This is a genomic window from Catenulispora pinisilvae (genome assembly GCF_015356865.1).
Classification (GTDB): Bacteria; Actinomycetota; Actinomycetes; order Streptomycetales; family Catenulisporaceae; genus Catenulispora; species Catenulispora pinisilvae.
The window spans coordinates 1-12,802 of the sequence record NZ_JAAFZA010000275.1 but is presented as its reverse complement, the minus strand read 5'-3'; the positions used below and the strand labels follow the sequence as shown (position 1 = coordinate 12,802).

Annotated in this window: 14 protein-coding genes; 10 read left to right on the top strand and 4 right to left on the bottom strand. The window is 70.3% G+C overall.

The genetic code is table 11. The features are described from left to right. The first annotated feature begins 202 nt into the window (after nucleotides 1–202). The 5 genes from IZR01_RS42480 (at nucleotide 203) to IZR01_RS42460 (ending at nucleotide 4,866) form a co-directional block, all read left to right on the top strand. Entirely contained in the window at nucleotides 203–532 is a 330-nt protein-coding gene (locus tag IZR01_RS42480) for a VOC family protein (RefSeq protein ID WP_194927139.1), read from the top strand. Between the two features lie 111 nt (nucleotides 533–643). Beyond that, nucleotides 644–1,483 (top strand): TIGR03619 family F420-dependent LLM class oxidoreductase, encoded by an 840-nt coding sequence (locus tag IZR01_RS42475; RefSeq protein WP_194927138.1) that lies wholly within the window; start codon nucleotides 644–646, stop codon nucleotides 1,481–1,483. A 152-nt stretch (nucleotides 1,484–1,635) separates the two neighbouring features. After that, entirely contained in the window at nucleotides 1,636–2,394 is a 759-nt protein-coding gene (locus IZR01_RS42470) for an alpha/beta fold hydrolase (RefSeq protein ID WP_194927137.1), read from the top strand. A 154-nt stretch (nucleotides 2,395–2,548) separates the two neighbouring features. Next, complete coding sequence (locus IZR01_RS42465) at nucleotides 2,549–3,130, top strand: TetR/AcrR family transcriptional regulator (RefSeq protein WP_194899364.1); 582 nt, start codon at nucleotides 2,549–2,551, stop codon at nucleotides 3,128–3,130. Nucleotides 3,131–3,351: 221 nt separating this feature from the next. Then, complete coding sequence (locus IZR01_RS42460; RefSeq protein ID WP_194899365.1) at nucleotides 3,352–4,866, top strand: MFS transporter; 1,515 nt, start codon at nucleotides 3,352–3,354, stop codon at nucleotides 4,864–4,866. Nucleotides 4,867–5,098: 232 nt separating this feature from the next. Here the strand turns inward: IZR01_RS42460 and IZR01_RS42455 are convergent, their stop codons facing one another. After that, the gene (locus IZR01_RS42455; RefSeq protein ID WP_194927136.1) at nucleotides 5,099–5,329 is read right to left on the bottom strand and encodes a hypothetical protein; all 231 of its coding nucleotides are present in this window, start codon (nucleotides 5,327–5,329) and stop codon (nucleotides 5,099–5,101) included. A gap of 257 nt (nucleotides 5,330–5,586) precedes the next feature. Between IZR01_RS42455 and IZR01_RS42450 the strand changes: the two genes are divergently transcribed. Next, nucleotides 5,587–6,558, top strand: coding sequence for an RICIN domain-containing protein (locus IZR01_RS42450; protein WP_194927135.1), 972 nt, complete (start codon nucleotides 5,587–5,589; stop codon nucleotides 6,556–6,558). Between the two features lie 26 nt (nucleotides 6,559–6,584). Here IZR01_RS42450 and IZR01_RS42445 read toward each other — a convergent pair whose 3' ends face one another. Further along, a complete protein-coding gene (locus IZR01_RS42445) occupies nucleotides 6,585–7,394 on the bottom strand; it encodes a LysR family substrate-binding domain-containing protein (RefSeq protein WP_194927134.1) in 810 nt (269 codons plus the stop codon). Nucleotides 7,395–7,476: 82 nt separating this feature from the next. Between IZR01_RS42445 and IZR01_RS42440 the strand changes: the two genes are divergently transcribed. Both IZR01_RS42440 and IZR01_RS42435 read left to right on the top strand, forming a co-directional pair. Further along, entirely contained in the window at nucleotides 7,477–7,941 is a 465-nt protein-coding gene (locus IZR01_RS42440) for a DUF5997 family protein (RefSeq protein ID WP_228556283.1), read from the top strand. A gap of 312 nt (nucleotides 7,942–8,253) precedes the next feature. After that, nucleotides 8,254–9,393 (top strand): peptidoglycan recognition protein family protein, encoded by a 1,140-nt coding sequence (locus IZR01_RS42435; protein ID WP_194927133.1) that lies wholly within the window; start codon nucleotides 8,254–8,256, stop codon nucleotides 9,391–9,393. 119 nt (nucleotides 9,394–9,512) lie between these two features. Here the strand turns inward: IZR01_RS42435 and IZR01_RS42430 are convergent, their stop codons facing one another. Continuing rightward, on the bottom strand, nucleotides 9,513–10,619 hold the full coding sequence (locus IZR01_RS42430) for an Rv2578c family radical SAM protein (RefSeq protein WP_194899821.1): 1,107 nt from the start codon (nucleotides 10,617–10,619) through the stop codon (nucleotides 9,513–9,515). A 160-nt stretch (nucleotides 10,620–10,779) separates the two neighbouring features. Here IZR01_RS42430 and IZR01_RS42425 point away from each other — a divergent pair, with 160 nt between their 5' ends. Together IZR01_RS42425 and IZR01_RS42420 are read left to right on the top strand one after the other, a co-directional pair. After that, entirely contained in the window at nucleotides 10,780–11,694 is a 915-nt protein-coding gene (locus IZR01_RS42425; protein ID WP_194927132.1) for a DNA-3-methyladenine glycosylase family protein, read from the top strand. 84 nt (nucleotides 11,695–11,778) lie between these two features. Next, nucleotides 11,779–12,315, top strand: a complete 537-nt coding sequence (locus IZR01_RS42420; protein ID WP_194927131.1) for an AAA family ATPase — start codon at nucleotides 11,779–11,781, stop codon at nucleotides 12,313–12,315. Nucleotides 12,316–12,334: 19 nt separating this feature from the next. On the opposite strand, the gene IZR01_RS42415 is transcribed toward IZR01_RS42420, so the two are convergent. Continuing rightward, nucleotides 12,335–12,802: class F sortase (locus tag IZR01_RS42415; RefSeq protein ID WP_194927130.1), on the bottom strand; the 468-nt coding region annotated here is incomplete at its 5' end.

Here is a 12,802-nt window from a genome sequence, read left to right as displayed (position 1 = left end):
GCGGAATTCGCCGCGGTCCGCAGTCTGGTGCGCCCAGACCAGATCGTCTCCGCCGTCGCCCGCAACGAGGCCAGGTCGTACGGGACCACGCTGGGCGGCCGACCGTTGGGCGGGCTGCTGTTCGGCCCCGCCGCGCACCCGGGTAGCTTCCGATAACGGACCAAATCACGCCGCCCGCCGCCCTTGCCGGAAGGACCCCGCCATGACCACAGCGATCCGCAGCCAAGTGATCCCGGTCTCCGACCTGGAAGCCGCGAAGGCCGTCTACACCGCGCTGCTCGGCGCCCCGCACACCGACCAGCCGTACTACGTCGGCTACAACGTCGGCGGGTTCGAGGTGGCGCTGGCGCCGGGGGATGTGCAGGGCGGGCCGGTGGCCTACGTCGATGTGGACGACCTGGACGGGACGCGCGAGACGCTGCTCGCGGCCGGCGCCACCGAGCGGACCGCGCCGCAGCAGGTGGCGCCGGGGGCGCGGGTGTGTGTGCTGCTCGACAAGGACGGGAACGCGATCGGGCTGCGCGGGAAGTAGCGCGCGGGACGTGGCGGACGGGATGTCGGGCGCGCGGCGGCCGGCTCAGGCATGAAGAACTGCTCGCCGCCGCCTGCGCACAGACCCCCGCACCTTCCTACGCTTACCGCCATGCGCATCGGATTCGCACCGCACCGCCTCTGGCCCACCGACCCCGCCGACCTCACCGGCGTGCTGGACACCGCCCGCCGCGTCGAACGCCTGGGCTTCGACCACGTCATCGTCGGCGACCATCTGCTGGCCGGCGACCTCGGCCTGTCCCCGGATCCCCTGGTCCTGCTGTCCGCGATCGCGGGCGCCACCTCCCGCATCCGGCTGGCCACCAGCATCCTGATCGCCCCGCTCTACCAGCCGATCGTCGTCGCCCACCAGGCCGCGACCCTGGACGCGCTCAGCGGCGGCCGCTTCGTCCTGGGCATCGGCACCGGTTGGGACCAGGCCGAGTTCGACGCGGTCGGCGTCCCCTTCAACGAGCGCGGCAAGCGCACCGACGCGGGCCTGGCCACCCTGCGCGCGCTGTGGCGCGGCGAATCAGACGTCTTGCTCGGCATGCCGCCCCGCACCCCGGACGGCCCGCCGATCTGGGTCGGCGGCGGCAGCGATGCCGCGCTTCGTAGGGCACTGCGATTCGGCGCGGCCTGGCACGGCTCCGGCGACCCCGAGGCCGTCACCGCCACCCGCGCCCGTCTGGCCCGACTCGCCGAGGGCACCGACCGCGACCCGGACACCCTGGACGTGACCATCGTCAGCATGCTGCTCCCGCCCGGCTTCGAGCTGTCCGGCAAGTCCCCGGGCCCGCTGCTCGGCGGCGACCGGCCGAGCAAGGAGAGCATCGCCGACGAGCTCGGGCGCCTGGCGCAGGCCGGGGTCAGCGCCTGCTCGATGTGGGCGCCGGTGGATGCGGCCGCGTTGCCGGACGTGCTGGAGTGGGCGGCGGCCGAACTGATGTGATCCGGTGCCGGGCGCCGTGATAGCTTCGGCGACGCCGTGCACCGTGCCGACCTGAGGAGGTGAGTCCGATCAACGCTATGACAGGTCGGAGCTCCCTCCCGCGCATGGCCTAGGGAGCGCCCGCACAAGGCTCCCAACAGGTGGGAAACGCTATGCGCTTCACCTCTCAGACGTCGTCCGACGGCGTCACCGAACAACCCTTCATCCTTGACGAGGTTCCCGGCCTCGACGACGTCCCCGGCGTTCTGTGGACGCCGGAAGGCGCCACCGGCCCGCGCCCGCTGATCCTGCTCGGGCACGGTGGCGGCCGGCACAAGCAGGCCCCTGAGATCGTCGCCCGGGCCCGGCGCTTCGTGACCGAAGGCGGCTTCGCGGTCGTCGTGGCCGACGCGCCCGGCCACGGCGACCGGCCCGTCCACGAGCGCTACAACCGGCTCGCCACCGAGAACCAGGCACGCATCGCGGCGGGGGAGCGCCCGGCCGCGCTGATGGCCGAGTTCCATGTGCTCGTCGCGCAGCAGACCGTGCCGGAGTGGCGCGCCGTGCTGGACGCGGTCCAGCGCCATCTCGGCCCGGCCCCGGTCGGCTACTGGGGCGTGTCGCTGGGCTGCGGTCTCGGCGTGCCGTTCGTCGCCGCCGAGCCCCGGGTACGCGCGGCCGTGCTCGGCTTGGGCGGGGCGCACGCCAACGCGGACGAGGCCGCGCGGATCGACGTGCCGGTGCAGTTCCTGGTGCAGTGGGACGACGAGCGCGTGCCGCGCGATCAGAGCCTGGCGTTGTTCGACGCCCTCGGCTCGGCGGAGAAGACCCTGCACGCCCACTCCGGCGGACATGGGGACTTGCCGCAGTTCGAGACGGACGACGCAGTGCTCTTCTTCACCAAGCATCTGAGCGCAACTGAGCGCTACTGAGCGCATCTGAGCCTGCGCGGCGACTGTGGCGAAGCTCACCCAGCTCCCGCCCGCCCGCTGTACGAAACAGTTTCGTTTCGCCGCCGCACCGTGCTACTGTACGAAACAGTTTCGTACACCTCGCAGTTCGTGCACTTCGCGGAAAGGAGCGGCCATGGAAGCCGGGCCCAAGCTCGATCCAGAGCGGGAGCAGGCCATCCTCAGCGCGACGTTGGACTTGCTGGCCGAGACCGGCTACGAGGCGCTGCGGCTGGACGCCGTCGCGTCCCGGGCCAAGGCCAGCAAGGCGACCCTCTACCGGCACTGGCCCGGCAAGGCCGAGCTGGTGGTGGACGCCATCCAGTGCTACGAGCAGGCCGATCTGGCCAAGAACACCGACACCGGATCCCTGCGCGGCGACCTGCTCGCCACGCTGACCGGGATCCGCGACCTGCTGACCGGGGATCTCGGCCAGCTCATGGCCGGGCTGTTGGCCGCGCTGCAGAAGGACGCGGACCTGGCCGCCGCCGTGCGGTCCTCGATGGTCGAGGACAAGCAGCAGATCAACCGGCAGATGCTGGACCGGGCGATCGCCCGGGGCGAGCTGCCGGCCGACACCGACCCGAACGTCGTCCCCGAGGTCGCCCCGGCGGTCCTGTTCATGCGGATCTTCGTCAACGGCGAGTCCGTCGACGACGACTTCCTGGCGCATCTCACCGACGACATCCTCATTCCTCTGATGGTCCGCAGCCACTAGCCGACTAGCCGACCAGGTACTAGCCACTAGGCACGCCGGACCAGCCGCGGGCGGACTCCGGACTTCACCGACGAAGTCCGGACCGTCCTCAAAGAAACGCCATAGCAACCCATAGCAACCAGTAACAACCCATAGCAACACAGGCTCGCGCGACTCGAGGGGGCCGCGCGTCGATCGAGTGCTGCCGGAAACGGCCGCCCGTCGAAAGCGAGAAGAAGCGCATGTCAACCACCACAGAAAGCTTGTCGCCGGCCGGTGCCGGTGCGGGCGCCGACGTAGAAGGCTCGGCGCTCAATCCGCGCCGCTGGTGGGCCCTGGTAGTGATCGCCGTGGCCCAGCTGATGATCGTGCTGGACGGCACCATCGTGAACATCGCGCTGCCGACCATGCAGCGCGCCCTGCACATCTCCGACGTGAACAAGCAGTGGGTGATCACCGCCTACGCCCTGGCCTTCGGCTCCATGCTGCTGCTCGGCGGCCGGGTCGCCGACTACACCGGCCGCAAGCGGGCCTTCATCATCGGTCTGATCGGCTTCGCCGGGGCCTCCGCGCTCGGTGGCGCCGCGACCACCCAGGCCATGCTCTACGGCGCCCGCGCCCTGCAAGGCGCGTTCGGCGCGCTGATGGCCCCGGCCGCCCTGTCGCTGCTGACCGTCACCTTCACCGAGGAGAAGGAACGCGCCCGGGCGTTCGGCGTCTACGGCGCCATCGCCGGCGGTGGCACCGCGATCGGCCTGATCATGGGCGGGGTGCTCACCGAGTACGCCTCGTGGCGCTGGACGCTGCTGGTGAACGTGCCGATCGCGGCGATCGCCGCGTTCTTCGCCACCCGGGAGCTGACCGAGAGCAAGGCCGAGGGCAACACCAAGTACGACATCCCCGGCGCGCTGACCTCCATGGCCGGCCTGGCCGCGCTGGTCTACGGCTTCAACAAGGCCAACACCGACGGCTGGAGCTCCTCCACCACCCTGGGGCTGCTCGGCGTCGGCGTGCTGCTGCTGATCGCGTTCCTGGTCATCGAGGTGCGCACCACGCACCCGCTCCTGCCGATGCGCGTCATCCTGGACCGCAACCGCGGCGGCTCGTTCCTCAGCTCCCTGCTGATGGGCGTGGGCATGTTCGGCGTCTTCATCTTCCTGACCTACTACATGCAGCAGATCATGGGGTACTCGGCGCTGAAGTCCGGCTTCGCGTTCCTGCCCTTCACCTTCGGCGTGATCGCCGGCGCGGGCGTCGCGACCCGGTTCCTGCCCCGCATCGGCCCGCGGATGCTGATGGTCGTCGGGTTCGGGCTGGCCACCGTCGGCATGATCCTGTTCACCCAGATCGGCGTCGGCACCTCCTACACCACCCACGTGGTGCCGCCGGAACTGGTGATGGCCTTCGGCATCGGACTGTTCTTCGTGCCGCTGTCCTCCACCTCGCTGATCGGCGTCGCCGACCACGACGCGGGCGTGGCCTCGGCGCTGGTGAACACCACGCAGCAGATCGGCGGCGCGCTGGGCACGGCGATGCTGGTGACGTTCGCGACCACCGCGACGACCAACTACTTCACCTCGCACGCCGCGCACGCCACGAACCAGGCGGCGCTCACGGCGCACGCCGCGGTGCACGGCTACGTGACGGCGTTCATCTGGAGCGCGGTCATCCTCGGGGCGGCCACGCTGGTGGTCGCGGTGCTGGTCAAGGCGCGCAAGGACGACCTGCCGGCCGGCGGCGCGGTGCACATGGGCTGAGCTGGTTCGGGGCTGGTGCCCTGAGCTGGTTCTCGGCTGATCCGGCTCGATCTTGAGCCGGGCCCGCCGAGCCTGGCTGAGCCTTTCGGTCGGCTGACGGCCCGGGTCCGAGCGGGATTTCCCGCCCGGACCCGGGCCATTTCCGTGCGTCTCGGTCTTGCGTCTCGGTCTTGGGCCTTGGTCTTGGGTCTTGGTCTTGGGCCTCGGTCTTGGGTCTCGGTCTTGGGCCTCGCTACTCCGGCTGCGGGTCCTCTTCCTCCATCCGCACGAACTCGAAGACCGCGGCCTGCCCGGTGCCGATCGTCATGTGCTCATCGGCGTAGCGCCACAGCCCCACCCCGCCCTCGCACGGCACCCTCATCTCCGGCACCGCGTCGGTCGTGGTCACGACGCGGTTGTCCGTGCGCACCCCGCGTGGCTCGGGGCCGCCCTGCAAGTAGACGACGTACACCATCGCGATCACCGCCTCGCCTCCAGCAGACCACGCCCGGCCGCACTGTGCACCCCGGTCCGCGCGCTGTTCCCCGAGCGGCCATCTGGCGGTCCGCCTCCGCCGGCTGACGGCCGAGCCATAGTCGAGCCGCTGTCGAGCCACGGCCGCGCCACCACCGCGGCCTCACCCGGTTTCCCGGGGTCCGAACCATAGACTTGATATCAGAACTCTCATTCAGTGGTTCGTCATACCGGTCGGGCCCGTGGCCGGAGAGAAACAGGTGGAACTTGCGCGTTTCCCGAATGTGCGGTGGCCTGATCGGTCTGGGTCTCAGTCTCAGCCTCAGCCTCGGCCTGGTCCTGATCTCCGGCGGCCCGGCCCAGGCCGTCGCGCGCCCCGCCGACGGCGGCGCGCACCGGTCGCCGCACACCCTCGGCCTGTCCTACGCCACGGCGCCGGCCTCGACGATCCTGTGCGCCAAGGTCGCGGCCAAGGCCGGCTACTCCTTCAACCAGACGGTCAGCACCTCGCTGGGCCAGGAGCCGCAGATCATCGTCGCGATCTCGGTCGCCATGGCGGAGTCCAGCTGCGACCCGGGCGCGACGAACCACAACTCGGGCGGCTCGCAGGATCGCGGACTGTGGCAGATGAACAGCCTCTACCACTCGGAGGTCTCCAACTCCTGCGCCTTCCAGATCCAGTGCAACGCCGACGCCGCGTGGAACGTCTCCGACCACGGCACCGATTGGACGCCCTGGAGCACCTTCACCAACGGTGCCTGGAAGAAGTACCTCGGGGATGCCCAGGCCGCGATCTCCGGCGGGTTCAGCTTCCAGTTGGCCAGCGCCGCGGGCGGCACCTGCCTGGCCGCCGACCGCGGTGACCACGCGAACGGCGCGCCGGTCTGGCAGTGGGCGTGCGACAGCGGCGACCGTTACCAGCAGTGGACGGTCGTCTCCAACGTCGGCGCGCTGCCGATCCTGCGCAATGTCGGCGCGGGCACGTGCCTGTACTGGGGCGGGACGAAAGCCGGCAACGCGCAGCCGATCGTCCAGTGGACCTGCGAGGCCTCCGACGGCAGCCAGCAGTTCCGGTTCCTCGGCAGCGGCCGGATGAACACCGACGGCCAGGCCCAGGCGCTGGTGCGGAGCAACCACGCGGGGACGTGCGTGGACGCCGACGGGACGGATCACGCCAACGGTGCGCCGATTCGGCAGTGGACGTGCAGCGGGAGCGACGGGTTCCAGATGTGGAACTGAGGTGAGCCGCTGGAACGGAGCCTTTGCTACTTGCGGCGCCGAGGCTTAGCGGTTTGGCGGCGGCCGGAGGCTGCCTTGCCGCTGCCGCCAGACCGCGACTTGGCGCCACTATTGCCGCTGCCGCTGTTGCCGCCGCCGCTCTTGCTGCTCCCGCCCCCACCCCCGCCTTTGCTCGCCTCAGCGGCGCGCTTCGGCTTTGCGGCCGCCTGCGCGGCCTGCGCCGCACGCCCCCGCGAGCTGTTCACCGTCCGCCCCCGCACGATCCCGATGAACTCCTCCACCAGGTCACTGGTCTCACCCGCCCACGACAGCGCGATCTGCGACTGCGGCGCGTCCGTCACCGTCCGGTACGTCAGATCCTTGCGATGGTGCAGCCGCGCCAGCGACTGCGGCACCAACAACACCCCGATCCCGGCGGCGACCAGCTCGATCGCGTCGGCCGTGGTCTCCGGGCGGGAGACGGCCGAGTGGCCGGGCAGGCTGTCCCACTCCAGGCAGTCGTCCAGCGGGTGTAGCACGATGTACTCGCCGAGCTCCCCGACCGAGACCTCCTCGGCGGCCGTCACCTCGTGGTCCTTCGGCACCACGACCACCGTGGTCTCGGCGTAGAGCGGGATGGCGTTGAGCACATCTCGATCCACCGGCAGCCGGACCAGCCCGGCGTCCGCCTCCCCGCCGGTCAGCGTCTCGTGCGCGGCCGCCACTGGCACCGCCACCAGCTCCAGCGGGACCTCGGGCAGCCGCTCGGCCCAGGTGCGCACCCACTTGGCGGGGGTCACGCCGGGGACGTAGGCGAGGCGGAAGGTCGGGGATGGGAGCGATTGCGTGCCTGTCACCTGGTCAGGGTATCCGGCTGGAACAGGTGCCCACGGGCTTCGGCGGCCGGCCGTACCCGCGCGGCTCGGTAGGGTTGGGCCCATGACGTCGCAGAAGTCCCCCCAGACGATGAAGCCCGCGACCGCGGCGAAGAAGCTGGGTGTATACCTCCAGGCCACCCCCGCCGAGTTCCAGGAGGGGGTCGTCTCCCGGGACGAGCTCGACGCGCTCCAGGCCGACCCGCCGCAGTGGCTGCGTGACCTGCGGCGGGACGGACCGCACCCGCGTCCCGTGGTGGCCACGAAGCTCGGCGTCTCCATCTCCGGACTGGCGCGCGGCGGCGTTGACGAGGCGCTGACCACGGCGCAGATCGAGGAGCTGAAGGCCGACCAGCCGGAATGGCTGCGGACCGAGCGGGCCATCCAGGCCGAAGTACGGCGCGAAGCGGTTCGGGTGAAGGACAAGCAGGCCAAGGACGAGAGGGCGGCAGTGGCGAAGGCCGTGGCGGCAGCGGCGGCGCCTAAGCGTGCGAATGGCCGGACCGGCGGGACGCGGCGGGGGCGCTGAGAGCTTCTTCACCTCCGCCTTCACTTTCACCTTCAGTTTGTCCCCAGCACCCTGATTCACCCACCAAGCCGCACGCGCTCCCGATGGAGCGCGTGCGGCTTTCGCATGCTCAGCGCGTGCTCAGCCCATGCCCAGCCCGTGCTTTATCCGTGAACTGTCGCGCCGATCGCCGGACTCCCCCTAGACAACAGGAACTGCCGAGAGTAGAAAACAATCCACATCTCTCCGCGAATCAAAGCTAGGGATCATGTGGTTTCAGTGCCACCCGATCGCCGTTACTCCCGTGCACCCCACACGCCCGAGAGGACTTCCATGCCGCGTCCCGACCGCTCCGTCAGCCGCCGCACCGCCCTGCGCGCCGGCGTCGGCGCCACCGCCGCCGCCGGGCTAGGGCTTCTGCCCCAGCTCGCCGCGCCCGCCTCCGCTTCCGCTGCCCCGCCCGCCGCCGCCCCCGGCGCCGACCTGTCGTTCGTCATCGACTGCGCCGACTGGGGCGCCCGTCCGCCGTCGTCGCCGGTGCTGATGCAGGTCGGGACCACGCGCAAGATCATCGTGCACCACATGGAGTTCCCGAACGTCACGGACTACTCCCGGGCCCAGGCTATCCGGCTGGCCCAGCAGTGCCAGAACCTGCATATGGACAAAAACGGCTGGATCGACACCGGTCAGCACTTCACAGTCAGCCGCGGCGGCTACGTCCTGGAAGGCCGGCACCGCAGCCTGGAGGCCCTTACCGCCGGCACGGAGCAGGTCCAGGGCGCGCACTGCATCGGCGAGAACTCGCAGGGCATCGGCATCGAGAACGAGGGCACCTACTTCACCGAGACCCCGCCCGAGGTCCAGTTCCAGTCGCTGACCCACCTGTGCATCGCCATCTGCCGGCAGTACGGCCTCACCGCGAACCACATCTTCGGGCACTGGGACTACAACGACACCGACTGCCCCGGCCGCGCCTTCTACCGCGAGTTCCCGACCCTGCGCCGCAGCGTCGCGCAGTGCCTGGACCAGACCGACTTCCCGGACCGCACCTGGCCCGACGTCTATGACGGCAACGCGGGCCCGGTGGTGCGCGTCGTGCAGTGGCTGCTGATGAACCAGGGCTACGCCGTGACCACCACGAACGGCTTCGACGCGGCCACCGTCGCGGCGATCCAGGACCTGCAGGGCAAGCTCGGCGTCATCGTGGCCTCCGACGGCACGGTCACCGACCCCACCTGGGAGGCGCTGGGCGTGCCGCTGCGGCAGGGGGACAGCGGGAACGCGGTCCAGGCGTTGCAGTCGATCCTGGTGAACAAGGGCTACACGCTCACCCAGAGCGGCGACTTCGACCACGACACGCACAAGGCGGTGCAGGACATGCAGCGTCTGCACTGGCTGGAGCCGACCGGCAAGGTCGACACCGACACGTGGTGCGCGACGGTCGGTGGGATCGTCGCGGACGAGTTCGCGTAGGCGCGCTGCTTCGCACAACGGTCGGGGGGCTGACGGCGGAGGGGTGTAGCCGGTGATCAGCTCGGATTGAGTTCTTTTTGTTTTGCCTGTTTGGTCCGTGAACCGTTCCCTTTATTCCCCTAGGACTCGTTCTCATCGTCTTCCCACAGCGCGGGTTGGGTTTCTGCGGCCCGCGCTGTGGGGGTTCCGACCTTGCGGAAGTTGGGTTCCTCGTTGGCTTCCGCTTCCGCTCCGGTTCCGGCCGGTGCCTTGGGCCGCACCAGCCCATACGCCTTCGCGTATTCGCGCACTGCGGACGTGATCCGGTCCTGATACCAAGACGGTGCGTAGGCACCGTCCCGGTAGAGCGCGCGGTAGCGGGGGACTAGGCGCGGATAGGTCGCCTGGAGCCACTCGTAGTACCACTCCCGTGCGCCGGTCCGTAGGTGCAACACGATCGGTGTGACAGACCGTGCCCCGGCATCGGCGATCGCCGCGACCGTCGCCCGCAGTTGCTCGGGGGAGTCGGTGAGGAACGGCAGGACCGGCGCCATCAGCACCGAGCAGCCCAGGCCGGAGTCGGCGAGCGTGCGGACCGCGTCGAGACGGCGCGCGGGGCTGGGCGTCCCGGGCTCCACGGTCCGCCACACGCTCTCATCCAGCGACCCGATGGACATCGCCAACTGCACCGGCACGTCCCGCGCGGCCGCCTCCAGCAAGGGGAGGTCACGCAACATCAGCGTCCCCTTGGTCAGGATGGAGAACGGCGTCCCCGACCCGGCCAGCGCCTCGATGATCCCCGGCATCAGCCGATAGCGGCCTTCGGCCCGCTGATAGCAGTCGACGTTCGTCCCCATCGCCACCGACTCCCGCCGCCACGACGGCCGCGCCAACTCCCGTCGCAGCACCTCGGGGGCGTTCACTTTGACGACGATGCGCGTGTCGAAGTCGAGCCCGGCGTCGAAGTCCAGGTACGTGTGCGTCTGCCGGGCGAAGCAGTAGACGCACCGGTGTCCGCACCCGCGATAGGGGTTGATGGTCCAGCCGAACATCGGCGAGGAGCCAGGGACCTTGTTCAGTACCGACTTCGCGCGGACCTCGTAGAACGTGGCGCCCCGGAAGCCCGGCGTGTCGAAGGTCCGGACGACGGTCTCGGACGCCGCGAACAGCCCTGGTTGGGTGGGGTTCGAGGCGTTCGCGTTCGCCGCGTCGGTGTTTCCGCTGATCAGCTGGCCGGACCATCTCATGGCGATCACTATAGAACGAATGTTCGATCGTGACGAGGTCTCGCGACGACGGTCACTCTCGTGGTGCCGAACAGCGGTGTTCTTGCGCCAAAAGCGGTAGGAAAGAACACGTCCGAGAACACGTCCCGAGCCATCGCCCAGCCGAGGGACCCACGAGGTCATGGAACAGCCCCCGGACCACTCCGTGCACTGGCAGCCGGCCTTCCCCGTGGACGCCCGGCTGACCCTGGGCGGCCTGCGCCACGGACAGCGCGACCCCACGCACCGGGTCGAGCCGGACGGGACCATCTGGCGCACCGCGCGCACCGCCACCGGCCTGGTCACCTACCGCATCCGTCAGCAGCGCCTGGACGATCTGCTCATCGACGCCTGGGGACCCGGCGCCGCCGAACTGGCCGACGGCATCCGCGACGAACTCGGCGCCCGCGACCATCCCGAGCAGTTCCACCCCGAGCAGCCGCTGCTGCGCCGGGCCCAACGCCGCCTGGTCGGCCTGCGTGTCCCGGGCACCGGGCGGCTGTTCGAGGCGATCGTCCCGGCGATCATCGAGCAGCGCGTGGTGGGCGTGGACGCCTTCGCGGGCTGGACCCGCCTGGTCAAGGCGATCGGCGAGCGGGCACCGGGGCCGACCCCGGCCGGAATGCGCGTGCCCCCGTCGCCGCAAGCGTGGGCAACGCTTCCGAGCTGGGACTGGCGCCAAGCCGGCATCGACTCGCAGCGCTCACGCACCATCGTGCAGACCGCGCGCCACGCCGACCGCCTGGACCAGACCGCCGCCGACCCGCAAGCCGCCTACCGCCTCATGGCGACCCTGCCCGGCATCGGCACCTGGACCGCCGCCCAAGTCGGCCACCGCGCCCTCGGCGACGCCGACGCCCTCCCGCTCGGCGACTACCACCTCGGCCGCACCACCGGCATCGCGCTGCTCGGCCGCCCGCTCGCCGATGACGAGGTCGAAGCCTTCTACGAGCAGTGGCGCCCGCATCGCTACCGCGTGATCAGGCTGCTGGAACTCACACCTGGCGTGGCACCGCGCCGGGCTCCTCGCGCGCCTAGGAACCGGCCGCTGCGGTGAGAGCACGTTGCTTGGGATTGACCGCTGACCGTGCTCAGAGTGCGGCCCGGCTGCGAACCTAGCCACCCGCTACCCTTGTCGACCATGCCCAGTCCCCTGATCGTCCTGCGCGGTCCCTCCGGATCCGGCAAGAGCCGCACCGCCACCGCACTGCGCGAGCGCTACGGACGAGGACTGGCAATCGTCCGGCAGGATGTCGTGCGTCGCGAAATCCTCCGCGAGCGCGACCTGGCCGGCGCGGTGAACATCGAGCTCGTCGACTCCATGGCGCGGCACATCCTGGCGCAGGGCGTGCCATGCGTCGTGGAGGGCATCATGCACACCGAGCGGTACGGCGCCATGCTCGACGCGCTACTCGCCGACCATGCCGGCGCCGCGTATTCGTACTACTTCGACATCCCCTTCGACGTGACCGTCGAGCGCCACTTCACCAAGCCGAACCACGGCGACTGGAGCGTCGAGGACATGCGCGGGTGGTATGCCGCGGATGATGTGCTGGCTGGCGGGACCGATCGCGTCATCGGGCCGGAGAGCACGGAGCGGGACACCGTCGAGCGCATCCTTGCCGAGACCGGGCTGCTTGACGCCGCACGTCCTTTGCAGCCGAGCCTGAGCGATTAGCAAGGCCGGCCGCTGCCGTCTACTGCCCGGTCGCCTGCCCCCGCGCCGCCGTCAGGTGCGCGAACACGACCACGTTCCCCATGTACTGATAGTCCCGCTTGTCGAAGCCCGCCCCGCAGGTGATGACCCGCAGCTCGGCGCGCGCCGAGTCGTCGTAGACCTTGTCGCTCGGAAAGGCGCGGGCGTCATATGCCTCGACCGCGTCCACCGTGAACACGGCTGTCGCGCCGTCCGTGCGGTCGACGTCCACCTCCGCGCCGGGCTTCAGGGCGCCGAGGCTGTAGAAGACCGCGGGGCCCTGGTTGTTGTCGACGTGGCCGGCGATGACGGCGGTGCCGATCTCGCCGGGGGTCGCGCCGTTGCCGTACCAGCCCGCGAGGTTGCGGTTCTGTTCTGGCGGGGCGGTGAGTTGGCCTGAGGAGCTGAGGGAGAGGGGGGTCAGCGGCGCGTTGACGTTGATCGACGGGATGCGGACCCGGGTCGGGGT

Excerpts from the sequence above, each read along its gene's own strand:
- IZR01_RS42440 (WP_228556283.1), top strand. The coding sequence starts at position 7,477 with ATGACGTCGCAGAAGTCCCCCCAGACGATGAAGCCCGCGACCGCGGCG.
- IZR01_RS42475 (WP_194927138.1), top strand. The coding sequence starts at position 644 with ATGCGCATCGGATTCGCACCGCACCGCCTCTGGCCCACCGACCCCGCC.
- IZR01_RS42420 (WP_194927131.1), top strand. The coding sequence starts at position 11,779 with ATGCCCAGTCCCCTGATCGTCCTGCGCGGTCCCTCCGGATCCGGCAAG.
- IZR01_RS42435 (WP_194927133.1), top strand. The coding sequence starts at position 8,254 with ATGCCGCGTCCCGACCGCTCCGTCAGCCGCCGCACCGCCCTGCGCGCC.
- IZR01_RS42430 (WP_194899821.1), bottom strand. The coding sequence starts at position 10,619 with ATGAGATGGTCCGGCCAGCTGATCAGCGGAAACACCGACGCGGCGAAC.
- IZR01_RS42480 (WP_194927139.1), top strand. The coding sequence starts at position 203 with ATGACCACAGCGATCCGCAGCCAAGTGATCCCGGTCTCCGACCTGGAA.
- IZR01_RS42465 (WP_194899364.1), top strand. The coding sequence starts at position 2,549 with ATGGAAGCCGGGCCCAAGCTCGATCCAGAGCGGGAGCAGGCCATCCTC.
- IZR01_RS42470 (WP_194927137.1), top strand. The coding sequence starts at position 1,636 with ATGCGCTTCACCTCTCAGACGTCGTCCGACGGCGTCACCGAACAACCC.
- IZR01_RS42425 (WP_194927132.1), top strand. The coding sequence starts at position 10,780 with ATGGAACAGCCCCCGGACCACTCCGTGCACTGGCAGCCGGCCTTCCCC.
- IZR01_RS42460 (WP_194899365.1), top strand. The coding sequence starts at position 3,352 with ATGTCAACCACCACAGAAAGCTTGTCGCCGGCCGGTGCCGGTGCGGGC.